Below are 13,036 nucleotides of genomic sequence, written 5' to 3'. Positions count from 1 at the left end.
TGACGATGCCTGAGACCACCCGGATAGCAAACGAGTTTCTGAGCGTCGACGTGTCGTCGCTGGGTGCCGAGATGCAGGCGCTCGATACCAGCGATGGCCGTTCGCTGCTGTGGAACGGCGATGCAGCCTTCTGGAGCGGGCGGTCGCCGATCCTGTTTCCGATCGTCGGCAAGGCGCCTGATGATGCGGTCGAGATCGAGGGCAAGAGCTATCCGATGAACCAGCATGGCTTTGCCCGCCGCGCCGAGTTCGCGCTGGCTGCGTCCAGCGATACGATGTGCCGCTACGAACTTGCGGCGTCGGAGGCGACCAAAGCGATCTATCCTTTCGATTTCGTGCTGGCGGTCGAGCACAGCCTTGAGGGGCGCAGGCTGACGGTTGCCGCAGAGGTGAGCAATCGCGACACGCGACCGATGCCCTTCGGGCTCGGCTTTCACTCCGCCTTCGTCTGGCCGCTGCCGGGTGCCGAGGGAAGCGATCATGTGATCACGCTCGACAATGGCGCCGAGCCCGCGCTCATCCGCCTCTCCGGCGGGCTCTTGTCGTTCGCCAAGCATCCGTCGCCATTCAAGGACGGCCGGCTGGTGCTCGATCACAGCATGTTCGATGAAGACGCGATGGTCTTTCCTGAGGGAGCCGGCGAGGGGTTGCGCTATAGCGCCGAGGGCGGACCGACCCTGCATTTCAGCTTCGAGAACCTGCCCAATCTGGCGCTCTGGCAGAAGCCCGGCGCGCCCTTCATCTGCATCGAGCCCTGGCATGGCATGGCGGCCGAGAACGGCGGCTCCAAGGCGCTTGCCGAGCGGCCCTACAGCCAGACGCTCGAAGCGGGCAAGACCGCGCGCTTTGCTTTCTCCGTCGAGATCTCGGGCTAGGCTCAGGCTGGCTGCCGGTTGAAATGAAAACAGCCCGCGACGGATGCCGTCGCGGGCTGTTTCGTGTCGAGGTGCTCGATCAGGCTTACGCGGCTTCGCGGGCCAGTTCGTCGGCGATGACTGTGTCGAGGTTGAGGAAGCAGACCATGGTCTTTTCCAGGGCCACGATGCCGCGGCAGAAGGCGCGCTGTTCTTCCGGAATGATTTCCGGAGCAGGCTGCAGGTCTTCGCTCTTGATGGTCATCATGTCGGAGACCTGCTCGACCAGCAGGCCGACCAGCTTGCCGGCGATGTCGGTGACGATGATGGCGGAGCGCTCGGAAGGCTCGGTCATCTTCATGCCGAGGCGGCAGGCCATGTCGATGACGGGGATGACGGCGCCGCGCAGATTGATCAGGCCGAGAACGTAGGGCGGCGTGTGCGGCATCGGGGTGACCGGCGCCCAGCCGCGGATTTCGCGGATCGCCATGATGTCGATGCAGAATTCCTGCTCGCCGAGATGGAAGGACACGATCTCCAAATGAGAACCGGTCTGGTTGATGACAGTGCTATTCATGATCAAAATTCTTCCCAGTTGTCTCCGGCCGGAGCGGCCATGGCTCGTGCGGCGCTGCCGCCGCTGAATGCGCCCGCGACCTTGCCGATGAGGGCTCGGGCGGGAGATGATTTCGGATGCGAGGCTGCTGATGCTTCCCGCGGCGTGTGACGGGCATTCATGCCCTCGCCGATATTGAACGTGCCGATCAGCTGGATCAGGTGGTCGGCGTCGGTGGCAAGCGTATGGCTTGCCGCGTTCGTCTCTTCCACCATGGCCGCGTTTTTCTGCGTGACCTGGTCCATCTGGCTGATGGCTGTATTGATCTCGTTCAGTCCTACCGATTGTTCGCGTGCAGAGGTTACGATTGATTTAACATGTTCGTCGATCCGCGAAACATCTTCGCCGATTTCGCGCAAAGCCTGTCCCGCCGCCGTCACCAGCTCGCCGCCGGTCTTCACTTCGGCGCCGGATTTGCCGATCAGCGTCTTGATGTCCTTGGCGGCGTTGGCGGCGCGCACGGCGAGTTCGCGCACTTCCTGAGCCACGACCGCGAATCCCTTGCCGGCTTCGCCGGCACGCGCCGCCTCGACGCCTGCGTTCAGCGCCAGCAGATTGGTCTGGAAAGCGATCTCGTCGATGACGTTGATGATCTGGCCGATCTCACGAGAGGCGGTCTCGATGCGCTCCATCGCCGCCATCGCGTCGTTGACGACGATGTCGGATTTGGCGGTGTTCTCACGTGTGTGGGCTACCATCTGGCCGACGCTCTCGGCACGGTTGGTGGCGTTGCGCACCGTGGTGGTGATCTGGTCGAGTGCGGCCGATGTCTGCTCCAGCGAGGCTGCCTGCTGCTCGGTGCGCTTGGCGAGGTCGTCTGCTGCCGAGCGCATCTGCCGGCCATTGGCCTGGATCGATGTGCCGTTGCGGGTGATCTCGGTCATCGTCTGGCGCAGCGTCGCGGTGGTCTGGTTGAAGTCGGCGCGCAGGCCCTCCAGCTCCGGCTTGAAGGCGTTTACGATCGTCGCGGTCACATCGCCGGCGGCAAGGCGCTTCAGGCCCTGGCCGAGCGCTGTGACGGCGGTGCTGAGCGCTTCGGTGTCGGCGAGCTTGGCGGCGTCGCGGCTGCGGCGCTCAGTGTCCGATTGCTGGCGTTCGCTTTCGCTGCGCTGCTCCAACGCGCGCTTGTCGATCGCCGCCTGGCGGAAGCCTTCGGCGGCGCGGGCCATGTCGCCGATCTCGTCGCCACGTTGGGTGGCGGGGACGGGGCTGTCGAGATCGCCATTGGTGATCCGCTGCATGCTGGCGCGAACGCTCTCGATGCCGCGGCGGATCGAGCCGCCGTGGATGTATTGGAGGCCGGCCATGCAGAGCATGGCGATGATGCCGAGGCCGATCTGGATGTAGACGGCGTTCTGGGAAATGACGTTTGCCTGCTCGATGCGTTTCTTGGCGATCGCGCCGCCATCCAGCGCCAGCTTGTCAAGCGTTGTCGTCAGCTTGTCGCCGCCGCTATCTATGGCGTCGTCCAGCTGGTCGAAGGCGGCTGGCGGAGCACCTGTCTCGACGGCATTCCTGAGGTCGCCGAGGATGCTCTGCTTGAGGGCGGCGACATCGCCGTCGTAATTCGAGACGAGGCTGGTGGCGTTCATTTCGTCGGCGAGCAGGCGCATCTGGCTGGAGCCGCTTGAGAGCTGGGCGATCGAATCGTTCATCAGCTTCAGGCGTTCCGCCGTGACCACCTTGCTGTCGCGATCGACGATGGTGTCCATCGCGGCCAGAATGAGGGTGAGGTTGGCGGTGCGCATCTCGTTGATGTAGTCGACGCTTGCCTGGATTTCGTTGGCCCGATCGAGCGCCTTGCGCACCGTGATGTTTTCATACCATCCGATGCCCATCATCGCGCCGAAACCGATCAATGCCGCGCCGGCGAGCGTTCCGAGCCTCTGGCTGACGGAAAGGCTCTTACGCACTGTCATGTCTGTCATGTGAAGACTTGTCCCCTCCCGCGATGAGCGCGGTCATGTTCTCATTCGCCAGCAAGCGGATATGCGGGATCAAGCTCCAGCCGGACATCATGTCAGTCGAACGGCGAGCGTCCTATCCGGGGCTAAATATGCCAATGATTTTTTAAGTATTTGCTAACGATAAACGGCCGGTCTGCGATTGCACTCAGCATGGGGTGAGGCAATTCATCACGGCTCGAAAAACGTCTTGTTGAATTGCGCGGCCGCCGGCGACGCGATATCAGGCAAGGGGACGGGATTGCTTTCCCGGGCGAGGAAATTATCGATGAAAACAGTGCGTATCGCCGTGTGGGTTGCCGTGTTCCTGATGGCCGGTATCCTGGGATGGCTGACCTTGAACGTGACGCAGACCAAGGAAGTGGCCTCCGATGGTCCGTTCGGCGTGCCGTTCACGCTTGTGGCCCAGGATGGCAAGCCGATCACCGAGCAGGCGTTTCGCGGCAAGCCGTCGGCGGTGTTCTTCGGCTTCACCCATTGCCCCGAGGTCTGCCCGACGACGCTGTTCGAGCTGGATGGCTGGCTGAAGCAGGTCGATCCCAATGGCGACAAGCTGCATGCCTATTTCGTCAGCGTCGATCCCGAGCGCGATACGCCCGATGTGATGAACCAGTATGTGTCGAATGTCTCCAAGCGGATCGTCGGCATTTCGGGCGCGCCGGACAAGGTGGCGGACGTGATCAAGGGTTACCGCGTCTACGCCAAGAAGGTGCCTGTCGACGAAAATAACCCCAATGGCGACTACACCATGGATCACACGGCCTCGGTGTTCCTGCTCGATTCCCAAGGGCGTTTCGCTGGAACGATCGCCTATGGCGAAAATCCCGATACGGCGGTAAAAAAGCTGGAGAACCTCGCCAACAAGGGATGAGATCATGGCGCCGGGGCATCGCAGCATTCTGATTGCAGGCGCCGGCACGACCGGTCTTACCGTTGCCCTCGAACTCGCCCGACGCGGCTTTCGGCCGCGTGTCGTCGACAATGATGTCGGTCCCGTTCCGCTTGCCGAAAGCAGGGCTCTCGGCGTCAATGCGCGGACGCTGACGCTGCTTGGTCCATCGCGGGTGACGGATGCCATCCTGCAGGAGGCGCAGCAGATCGCGCAGTTTCGCGCGACCTCAGAGGGGCACCGCCTGGCGACGGTCGACACGACGAAGCTGCCGGGGCGCTTCAGCGCCATTTATGCGCTGGCGCAAGGTCATACCGAACGACTGCTCTTGAGCAAGCTCGATGATTACGAGGTCGATCCCGAATGGCAGACCGCCATCGAGAGAGTATCCGGCGATACCAAGCCTGTCGTCACGCTGCGCAAGCCTGACGGGACGGTCGAGACCGCCACGTTCGATATCGTCATCGGGGCGGATGGCGCGCATTCGGTGGTGCGCAAGGCTGTCGGCATCGGCTTTCCGGGCGAGGCGCTGGAGAGCAGCTTCTATCTCGCCGACTTTCGCTACAAGAAGGAGATAGACCCGCATTTCATCGAGATGCAACTGGTCGATCCCGGGATGATCGGCAGGATCCCGGTCGAGCGCGATGTGCTGCGGTTCATTTCGACGCTGCCGGATTTCGAGACGAAGATCGTCCATCCCGGGCCGGTGGCGGAGCGTCTCTGGGCCTCGGAGTTTCGCATTCATTTTCGGCATGTCGAGGAGATGGCCAAGGGCAATGTGTTTCTGGCCGGCGATGCCGCGCATATCCATTCGCCAGCAGGCGCGCGCGGCATGAATCTCGGGGTCGAGGATGCCTGCTGGCTCGCCTATCTGATCTCAGAGGGGCGCGAGAGCGAGTACAGCCGGCTGCGGCTGCCGGCGGTGAAGACCGTGCTGAAGCAGACGCGGCAGCTGACAAGGCTGATTGCGATGCGCAATCGACTGGCTATTTCGATCCGGAACCTTGCGGTGCCGGTGCTTTTTAGACTACCTGCATTCCAACGAAGATTGCTGACCGGCGTTGCGGGATACGACACGCCGCCGCCGCCGTGGATCGACGGCGCGTTGTAACGGGAAAGACCGACCTTGAGTGAAATCCGCCTCTATGTGACGACGACAGAAGTGCTGGCCGGGGATGTGCTCGACCTTTTGTCCGAGGTGTTCGGCGAAGAAGACTTCGCCATCGCCACCACCGAAATCGACGAGAAGAAGGACATCTGGGAAGCCTCCGTCTACATGATGCAGGTCGACGAGGATGATGTCCGCGTCCGCGTCGAGGCGGCGCTTTCCGAAGCGTTCCCCGATATGACCGTCGAGCGCGAGGTCATTCCCGATGTCGACTGGGTTGCGAAATCGCTTGAGGGGCTGAGGCCGGTGCGGGCAGGGCGGTTCCTGGTGCATGGCTCGCACGACCGCGACAAGGTGCGCTCCGGCGATATTGCCATCGAGATCGATGCCGGCCAGGCCTTCGGCACCGGCCACCACGGCACGACGGCGGGCTGCCTCGAGGTCATCGACCGCGTGGTGCGTTCGCGCCGCGTCCGCAACGCGCTCGATCTCGGCACGGGCAGTGGCGTTCTGGCGATCGCGGTGCGCAAGCTGAAGAACATTCCGGTTCTCGCCACCGACATCGATCCGATCGCCACCCGTGTCGCGGCCGAGAACGTCCGCCGCAACGGCATCGCGTCGGGCATCGTTACGGAGACGGCGCCCGGGTTTCATTCGACGGCGTTTTCGAACCACGGTCCGTTCGACCTCATCATCGCCAACATCCTGGCGCGGCCGCTGATCAAGATGGCGCCGCAGCTCGTCACGCATCTGGCGCCGGGCGGATCGGTGATCCTGTCGGGTATTCTGGCATCGCAGCGCTGGAAGGTGCTGGCAGCCTATAATGGCGCGCATCTGAGACATGTGCGCACCATCTGGCGCAATGGCTGGGTGACGATCCATCTCGACCGGCCGTAAGGTCAAGGATTCTAAATCCCGAATCAAAAAAGCCCCGAGCGCCTGAAGGCCTCGGGGCTTTTGCATTTCTTGTCGCGTCACATCGCGACAAAAAGAAAAGGCGGCGCCGATGGCACCGCCTTGCGACCGGTTTCCCGATCATGTCTGCGAGCTTGATGAGGAGGAGTGCTCAAGCAGACGTCTACTTATTCTGATCGCCGTTCCGGTGAGGGAGGAGGAGAGCGGAGCGGCGCGTTGCTCAGAATGCGTAGCTTCTTGCGGCGCCCGCGAGAATGGTGCGGGGGCCTTCGTTCAGCGGGCGACGAGCGCCGATGATATGACGGACAGTCTGGCGCTCGCCAGCCTGTACCGGGCTGCTGTAAGCGGAGCGCGACAGAGAGGCAGTCATTTCAAAATTCCTTTTGTTTCCGGTTCACTTTGAACCATTCGATGAGCGCCTTATAGCCGATTGAAAAAATCGAGGCAGAGGGTTTGTCTCATGGGAGCCATGCAGCCAATGCATAAAGCGTGCCAAGCCGGTGAATTACGCCTCATTTCCGCCCAAATATTACGCGGCTTTCGGTTGTCGGCGAGACGCGGTTTTTCTCCCGTTCGCGTGAAATTCCGATAACATAGCGGCATTCCGCCTGCCGGATTCGTGTTGAATGTCGGACCAAACATCAGGTTTTTGAGCATGTACCAGTCTTTCGAAGTCACCTCCACGCCACAATTCGGCCGCGATCGCACCTCTGCGCTGCGTGCAAGTTTCGACGATCTTGCGATCGACGCCTTTCTTGTCCCCAGGGCGGACGAGTTCAACGGCGAATATGTGCCGGCATGTTCGGAACGGCTGGCATGGCTGACGGGCTTTACCGGCTCGGCCGGCATGGCGCTGGTGACGCGCGCTGAGGCGATCGTGTTCGTCGACGGCCGCTATGTGACGCAGCTTGCCGAGCAGGTGGACGGTTCGGTCTTTACGGGCGGCGATCTCGTCAACGAGCCGCCGCATCTGTGGCTCGGCAATCACGGCGCCAAGGGCCTGCGGCTCGGGATCGACCCGTGGCTGCATTCGGGCGCCGAGGTCAAGCGGCTGGAAAAGGCGCTGGACGCGATCGGCGGCTCGCTGGTCATCCTGCCGCACAATCCGCTCGACAGGCTCTGGGCCGACCGGCCGCAGGAGCCGCTGGGCGCCGTGGCCATCCAGAACGTGGCGCAGGCGGGTATTCTCGCCGATGAGAAGATCGCCAAGATCGCGGCCGATCTTAAAGCCAAGGATATAAAGGCGGTTCTGATCGCCGATCCGTCGTCGGTCGCCTGGATCTTCAACATTCGCGGCGCCGACGTGCCGCACACGCCGCATCCGCTGGCGCGCGCCATCATCTACGCCGACGGCAAGGCCGACCTGTTTCTCGACAAGCGCAAGACCGGGATCGAGCAGGAGGCCTATCTCGCGCAGATGTGCGTGCAGCTGCCGCCCTCGGCGCTCGAGGAAAAGCTTTCGGCGGTCTCCAGGGATGGCGGTCGGGTGCTCGTCGATCCTGATCTGACCTCCTACGGGCTTGCCAGCATCATCCGCACGGCTGATGGTGTCGTCGTCGAGGGCAACGATCCGGCAAAGCTGCCGCGTGCTGTCAAGAACAGCGTCGAGATCAACGGGTCTGCGGCGGCGCATCTGCAGGATGGCGCGGCGATGGTCGAGTTCCTGTGCTGGCTGGCGCAGACCAAGCCCGGCACGGTGACCGAGATCGAGGTCGCCGAGAAGCTTGAGGCGGCGCGCGCCAAGGTCGGGCAGAGCATGCAGAACCCGCTGAAGGACATCTCCTTCGACACGATCTCCGGTGCCGGACCGCATGCGGCGATCATGCACTACCGGGTGACGACCGAGAGCAACCGCAAGCTTGAGGCGGGCGAGCTGTTCCTGATCGATTCCGGCGCGCAGTACATCAACGGTACCACCGATATCACCCGCACGGTGGGCGTCGGCACGGTTTCGGAAGAGCAGAAGCGGTTCTTCACGCTGGTGCTGAAGGGGATGATCCAGATCAGCACCGCGCGGTTCCCAAGGGGTACGCGCGGCTGCGATCTCGATCCATTGGCGCGCATCGCGTTGTGGCGGGCAGGGGCCGATTTCGGCCATGGCACGGGGCACGGCGTCGGATCGTATCTCTCGGTGCACGAGGGGCCGCAGCGGATCTCCCGGATGTCGACGCAGGAGCTTTTGCCGGGGATGATCCTTTCCAACGAGCCCGGTTACTACCGGCCGGGCGCTTTCGGGATCCGCATCGAGAACCTGATCTATGTGCGCGATGCCGAGCCCGTGGAGGGTGGTGACATGCCGGTGCTGAGCTTCGAGACGCTGACCTTCTGCCCGATCGACCGCAGCCTCGTCATTCCGGAGCTGCTCACCCATGACGAGCTGCACTGGTTCAATGACTATCACGTGAAGACGCGTGAGGCGCTGATGCCGCTGATCCATGACCACGAGGTCAAGGCGTGGCTGGAGAATGCGACGCTGCCGCTGGAATATTGAGAACTATTGAAACTGTGGGGGCGGCGACCGTTTGATCGGTCGCCGCGTCAGCCGCCGATCGTGTGGCGCCAGGCCATGACGACCGCCCAGGCGGCGACCAGCATCCATGTGTGCGAGACGCGCAGGCCGACGAGTAGGGCGACGACCAGCGCCAGCTTGGTTTCCCAGCCGCCGGTGAAGAAGGCGGGGGCGACGAGCGTGGTCAGAACCGCTGCCGGCACGGCGGCAAGGGCTGCTTCCATGCGCGGCGGGATGCGCTTCATCGTGGTGATCAGAATATAGCCGCCGATACGCGTCGCATAGGTTGCGACGGCGGCCGCCAGGATGATCAGCAACATGTGGGGATCGAAGGTCACGTCACACCTCGTGCAGATCGGATTCGAGTTCCTGCGCCGTCGGCGGCGGCGGGAACAAAGCGGCAAGCAGGATGCCGGCGGCGGCGCCCAGGCTCACATGCCAGGGCGAACCGACATAGTGATAGGCGACGACCGAGGCGACGGCGCTGACGGCTGCCACGGGAATGAAGTTGTCGCGGTGGCGGAAATCGAGAACGATGCCGAGGAAATAGGCCGGCAGCAGGATGTCGAGACCGATCGACTTCGGATCGCCGATATAGCGACCGAGCGTGCCGCCGAGCAGGCTGACCAGCGTCCACGGGACATAGATGATCAGGCCGAAGCCGAGATACCAGGAGAAGGTCACCGGCTTTCCGGCTTCGCCGCGCTTGACCGTCTCGGCGAACTGCGGGTCGACGAGCAGGAAGAAGGTGAAGAACTTCTGCAGCTTGGTGAAATGCTTGATGTAGGGCGCGATCGCCGCCGAATAGAGCACGTGGCGGAAATTGACGGCGAGGATGGAGGCGACGATCAGCCATGCCTGGACGTCATGGCCGAAAAGCTCGAGACCGACCATCTGGCTCGCGCCGGCATAGACGGTGGCGCTCATGAAGGTCAGCTCGAACAGCGACATGCCGTGATCGGCGGCCAGAGCGCCGAACAGCGCGCCAAACGGGGCGGACGCAAGCGCAATGGGGAAACCGCCGCGCAGGCCGTCGATAAAATTCGCGCGTGACATCGGCGATCATCCTCCTGGAATTTGGAACCCCTCTAAGGGGAGGCGGCTACGGCGGCAAGCGAATTTCCTTGATTGACCGATCGATTTCGCTGAACGGTGCCAATGCAGTAGCCGTGAAGCCAATGAGGGGACGATGAAGCCGATCGAATTTTCCAAGGACGAGAAGGCGGCGCTGATCGCGCGCATCCAGCATCACTTCGACCGCGAGCTCGACCAGCCGATCGGCCTGCTGAAGGCCGAGCTGGTGCTCGATTTCTTCGCCAAGGAGGTGGGGGCTGCCTATTATCGCCAGGGCATCGACGATGCACAGGCGGCGCTGGCGCGGCGCATCGATGATTTCTCGGATGATGTCTATCAGTTGCAGCGCGATGCCGGCGATTAGTTTTCGATCAGCTGCTCGCTGGTGACGATGTCGATGCCGCTTTCGCGCATCTCCGTGATCGCGGTGGCAACGCCTTCCGGCGTGATGCCGCGGCTGGCGTCCTCGATGAAGCGCACCTTGACGCCGGGTAGCATTTCCAGCGCATCGAGGGCCGAGAACTTGACGCAGTAATCGGTGGCGAGGCCGCAGAGGTCGAGCTCGGTGACGCCCTGTTCCTTGAGATAATCGGCAAGGCCGGTGATGGTGTGCTGGTCGTTGTCGCGGAAGGCGGAGTAGCTGTCGACGTGGTGTTTTTCGCCCTTCTGGAAGATCACATCGATCTCGGGCACCCTGAGCTCGGGATGCAGTTCGGCGTCTTTCGTGCCCTGGACGCAATGATCCGGCCACATCATCTGCGGCTTGCCTGAGAGCTCGTGGAGCTCGAAGGGTTGCTTGCCTTCATGAGAGGAGGCGAAGCTGCCGTGGCCTTCCGGATGCCAGTCCTGCGAGGCGACGATCAGGTCGTATCGGTCGCTTGCGATCAGCCGGTTGGCGATCGGGACCACCTTGTCGCCATCGGGAACGGCGAGGTTTCCGCCGGGGCAGAACCCGTTCTGGATGTCGATCAGCAGCAAGGCCTTCATCGGCAGTTTCTCCACCTATTGTTGCACGGCAACATGCCAAGACGTGTGTGATGGCGCAAGAATGGAAACGCCCCGCCAGGACGGCGGGGCGCGATTTTATCGATCAGGCGTGACGCGCGATCTGGTGCGATACCGGGCGGTGACCCTTCAGGCCGTAGAAGACGATGTATGCATAGCACACGATCGGCATCAGGAAGGCGAGGTGGATGCCGATGGTGTCGGCAAGAACGCCCTGGAGGACAGGAAGGAGCGCGCCGCCGACGATCGCCAGGCACAGGATGCCGGAGCCCTGGCTGGTGAACTTGCCGAGGCCATAGAGACCGAGTGAGAAGATCGTCGGGAACATGATCGAGTTGAACAGGCCAACGGCGAGGATCGCCCACATGGCGGTGTGACCGGTCGTGAACACGGTGACGAGCAGCAGGATGATGACGGCGGCCGCGTTGAAGGCGAGCGCCTTGCCATCGTCGACATAGCGCATGGCAACCGCGCCGATGAAGCGACCGACCATGGCGCCACCCCAGAAATAGGAGACGTAATGGGCGGCGTCGGCCTCGGAGAAGCCGGCGATGTCGGGCTGGCTCATGAAGTTGACGAGGAAGCTGCCGATGCTGACTTCAGCGCCGACATAGACGAAGATGCCGATGGCGCCGAGCACGAGGTGGCGGAACTGCCAGGCGGAACCACCGCCGACGATCGGTTCGATCTCCTCATCGCCTTCGACCTGCGGCAGCTTGAGGGCCGCGAACACGGCTGCGAGCACCAGGAAGGCTGCTGCGAGCAGCATGTAGGGGAACTTCACGGCGCCGGCTTCGGCGACTCTGATCGCGTCCAGCTGTTCGGGCGTGGCGCCGGAAACGGCAGCGGTGGCCGCCGACAGGATCAGGAAGGCACCGAAGATCGGCGCGACCGTCGTGCCGAGCGCGTTGAAGGCCTGGGTCATGGTCAGGCGGCTGGCGGCGGTATCCGGCGGGCCGAGAACGGTAACGTATGGGTTGGCTGCGACCTGCAGCAGCGTGACGCCGCATGCCAGCACGAAGAGCGCACCGAGGAACAGGCCGTAGACGCGGTAGCTTGCGGCAGGAACGAAGAGCGCGCAGCCGATGGCGGCGACGATCAGGCCGAGCACGATGCCCCACTTATAACCGATGCGCTTGACGATCGCGCCCGATGGCAGCGAGGCGATGAAATAGGCGCCGAAGAAGCAGAGCTGAATGAGCATCGACTGCGTGTAGTTCAGCTGGAAGACGTTCTTCAGATGCGGAACGAGAATGTCGTTCAGGCAGGTGATGAAACCCCACATGAAGAACAGCGATGTCAGGGCAATGAGCGCAAACTGATAATTGGCTGCCGGAGACGAGGACGTCTTCGCAGCATTGCTTGTTGTTATACTGGCCACTTTGGTACCTCCTGTTGTGGACGCCGGGTATTTTCCTTTGAATGCCGTTGTCAAAACGGGCCGGCGGTGGCTCGGCGGGGCGCTCTGGGAGAAAGCGTGCAGCAAGCCACGATGCGTCATATACGCGCAATTCCGAGATTTCGATAGTATTCAAAGTATTTTGTTGTGCTTTGCGGTAAAATGTTTCGCATTTGCGAGATGAGGGTGGGGAGAGGGTGGTTTTTGGGGCGGCGGGGCCTCTCTGTTGTGCCGTGTGTTACCCCCCTCTGTCCTGCCGGACATCTCCCCCACAAGGGGGGAGATCGCCCCGCGGCTTGCTCCCCAACCAAACAATGAGCGTGGAGCGAGCGGGCAAGTCCAGCCAATCTCCCCACCTGTGGGGGAGATGCCCGGCAGGGCAGAGGGGGGTATCACACGGCAGAACGCTAACCGTCATCCAGACCACGCACGCACACCAAATCCGCGCGCGAAGCAAAACCTCGCGACGGTCGGCGGCATAAAACGGGAAGGGCAGGCGGTTGTTATAGGTGGTATTGGTTGTCAGGCTGTCCGCCTGCCCGATCACCTCGGTTTCCGGTTCGCCCGACCCGACAGGAGCGTCTCTCGGATCGGTCTTGCCGGTGGATCATCAGCCCTGACGGCGTCATATCCCCTTGGCAACCATCACCACACGCCGGACTTCGAGCGGTACGGGCTTCCGGTTCGCGACCCGGCTCCCTGT

Annotated in this window: 13 protein-coding genes; 6 read left to right on the top strand and 7 right to left on the bottom strand. The window is 62.6% G+C overall.

The annotated features are described in order from the left end of the window. Positions 1-5 precede the first annotated feature (5 nt). Positions 6-875 carry an aldose 1-epimerase family protein gene (locus ACVTFQ_RS10625; RefSeq protein ID WP_111562098.1) on the top strand — a complete coding sequence of 290 codons (870 nt, stop codon included), beginning with the start codon at positions 6-8 and terminating at the stop codon, positions 873-875. 85 nt (positions 876-960) lie between these two features. Here ACVTFQ_RS10625 and ACVTFQ_RS10620 read toward each other — a convergent pair whose 3' ends face one another. Then, entirely contained in the window at positions 961-1,431 is a 471-nt protein-coding gene (locus ACVTFQ_RS10620) for a chemotaxis protein CheW (protein WP_037110830.1), read from the bottom strand. Positions 1,432-1,433: 2 nt separating this feature from the next. Continuing rightward, a complete protein-coding gene (locus ACVTFQ_RS10615) occupies positions 1,434-3,398 on the bottom strand; it encodes a methyl-accepting chemotaxis protein (protein ID WP_111562097.1) in 1,965 nt (654 codons plus the stop codon). A gap of 304 nt (positions 3,399-3,702) precedes the next feature. Between ACVTFQ_RS10615 and ACVTFQ_RS10610 the strand changes: the two genes are divergently transcribed. Genes ACVTFQ_RS10610 through ACVTFQ_RS10600 form a run of 3 tightly spaced genes read left to right on the top strand, consistent with a single transcriptional unit; the run spans position 3,703 to position 6,328 of the window. Continuing rightward, positions 3,703-4,305 (top strand): SCO family protein, encoded by a 603-nt coding sequence (locus ACVTFQ_RS10610; protein WP_018897588.1) that lies wholly within the window; start codon positions 3,703-3,705, stop codon positions 4,303-4,305. 4 nt (positions 4,306-4,309) lie between these two features. Further along, positions 4,310-5,434 (top strand): FAD-dependent oxidoreductase, encoded by a 1,125-nt coding sequence (locus tag ACVTFQ_RS10605; protein WP_111562096.1) that lies wholly within the window; start codon positions 4,310-4,312, stop codon positions 5,432-5,434. Positions 5,435-5,449: 15 nt separating this feature from the next. Continuing rightward, positions 5,450-6,328: a 50S ribosomal protein L11 methyltransferase gene (locus ACVTFQ_RS10600; RefSeq protein WP_111562095.1), complete on the top strand. Its 879-nt coding sequence runs from the start codon at positions 5,450-5,452 to the stop codon at positions 6,326-6,328. Between the two features lie 238 nt (positions 6,329-6,566). On the opposite strand, the gene ACVTFQ_RS10595 is transcribed toward ACVTFQ_RS10600, so the two are convergent. Next, complete coding sequence (locus tag ACVTFQ_RS10595; RefSeq protein WP_018897591.1) at positions 6,567-6,716, bottom strand: hypothetical protein; 150 nt, start codon at positions 6,714-6,716, stop codon at positions 6,567-6,569. 285 nt (positions 6,717-7,001) lie between these two features. Here ACVTFQ_RS10595 and ACVTFQ_RS10590 point away from each other — a divergent pair, with 285 nt between their 5' ends. After that, positions 7,002-8,837 carry an aminopeptidase P family protein gene (locus ACVTFQ_RS10590; protein WP_111562094.1) on the top strand — a complete coding sequence of 612 codons (1,836 nt, stop codon included), beginning with the start codon at positions 7,002-7,004 and terminating at the stop codon, positions 8,835-8,837. Positions 8,838-8,884: 47 nt separating this feature from the next. Here ACVTFQ_RS10590 and ACVTFQ_RS10585 read toward each other — a convergent pair whose 3' ends face one another. Both ACVTFQ_RS10585 and ACVTFQ_RS10580 read right to left on the bottom strand, forming a co-directional pair. Next, complete coding sequence (locus tag ACVTFQ_RS10585; protein WP_018897593.1) at positions 8,885-9,193, bottom strand: AzlD family protein; 309 nt, start codon at positions 9,191-9,193, stop codon at positions 8,885-8,887. Position 9,194: 1 nt separating this feature from the next. Further along, positions 9,195-9,911 (bottom strand): AzlC family ABC transporter permease, encoded by a 717-nt coding sequence (locus tag ACVTFQ_RS10580; protein ID WP_018897594.1) that lies wholly within the window; start codon positions 9,909-9,911, stop codon positions 9,195-9,197. Positions 9,912-10,044: 133 nt separating this feature from the next. Between ACVTFQ_RS10580 and ACVTFQ_RS10575 the strand changes: the two genes are divergently transcribed. Next, entirely contained in the window at positions 10,045-10,293 is a 249-nt protein-coding gene (locus ACVTFQ_RS10575; protein WP_111562093.1) for a DUF2164 domain-containing protein, read from the top strand. On the opposite strand, the gene pncA is transcribed toward ACVTFQ_RS10575, so the two are convergent. Continuing rightward, complete coding sequence (gene pncA, locus ACVTFQ_RS10570) at positions 10,290-10,916, bottom strand: bifunctional nicotinamidase/pyrazinamidase (RefSeq protein ID WP_112437073.1); 627 nt, start codon at positions 10,914-10,916, stop codon at positions 10,290-10,292. The genes ACVTFQ_RS10575 and pncA overlap by 4 nt on opposite strands. A 103-nt stretch (positions 10,917-11,019) precedes the next feature. Continuing rightward, complete coding sequence (locus tag ACVTFQ_RS10565; RefSeq protein WP_047505763.1) at positions 11,020-12,315, bottom strand: sugar MFS transporter; 1,296 nt, start codon at positions 12,313-12,315, stop codon at positions 11,020-11,022. Between the last annotated feature and the right edge of the window lie 721 nt (positions 12,316-13,036).

It is taken from the genome of Rhizobium sp. O111 (assembly GCF_055616315.1).
Note: the sequence above shows the minus strand (reverse complement) of the source record. Positions and strands in the feature narration are given on the sequence as shown.

What these genes read in the sequence shown, in the direction of transcription:
- ACVTFQ_RS10625 (WP_111562098.1), top strand. Translation starts at nt 6, where the DNA reads ATGCCTGAGACCACCCGGATAGCAAACGAGTTTCTGAGCGTCGACGTG.
- ACVTFQ_RS10620 (WP_037110830.1), bottom strand. Translation starts at nt 1,431, where the DNA reads ATGAATAGCACTGTCATCAACCAGACCGGTTCTCATTTGGAGATCGTG.
- ACVTFQ_RS10615 (WP_111562097.1), bottom strand. Translation starts at nt 3,398, where the DNA reads ATGACAGACATGACAGTGCGTAAGAGCCTTTCCGTCAGCCAGAGGCTC.
- ACVTFQ_RS10610 (WP_018897588.1), top strand. Translation starts at nt 3,703, where the DNA reads ATGAAAACAGTGCGTATCGCCGTGTGGGTTGCCGTGTTCCTGATGGCC.
- ACVTFQ_RS10605 (WP_111562096.1), top strand. Translation starts at nt 4,310, where the DNA reads ATGGCGCCGGGGCATCGCAGCATTCTGATTGCAGGCGCCGGCACGACC.
- ACVTFQ_RS10595 (WP_018897591.1), bottom strand. Translation starts at nt 6,716, where the DNA reads ATGACTGCCTCTCTGTCGCGCTCCGCTTACAGCAGCCCGGTACAGGCT.
- ACVTFQ_RS10590 (WP_111562094.1), top strand. Translation starts at nt 7,002, where the DNA reads ATGTACCAGTCTTTCGAAGTCACCTCCACGCCACAATTCGGCCGCGAT.
- ACVTFQ_RS10580 (WP_018897594.1), bottom strand. Translation starts at nt 9,911, where the DNA reads ATGTCACGCGCGAATTTTATCGACGGCCTGCGCGGCGGTTTCCCCATT.
- ACVTFQ_RS10575 (WP_111562093.1), top strand. Translation starts at nt 10,045, where the DNA reads ATGAAGCCGATCGAATTTTCCAAGGACGAGAAGGCGGCGCTGATCGCG.
- pncA (WP_112437073.1), bottom strand. Translation starts at nt 10,916, where the DNA reads ATGAAGGCCTTGCTGCTGATCGACATCCAGAACGGGTTCTGCCCCGGC.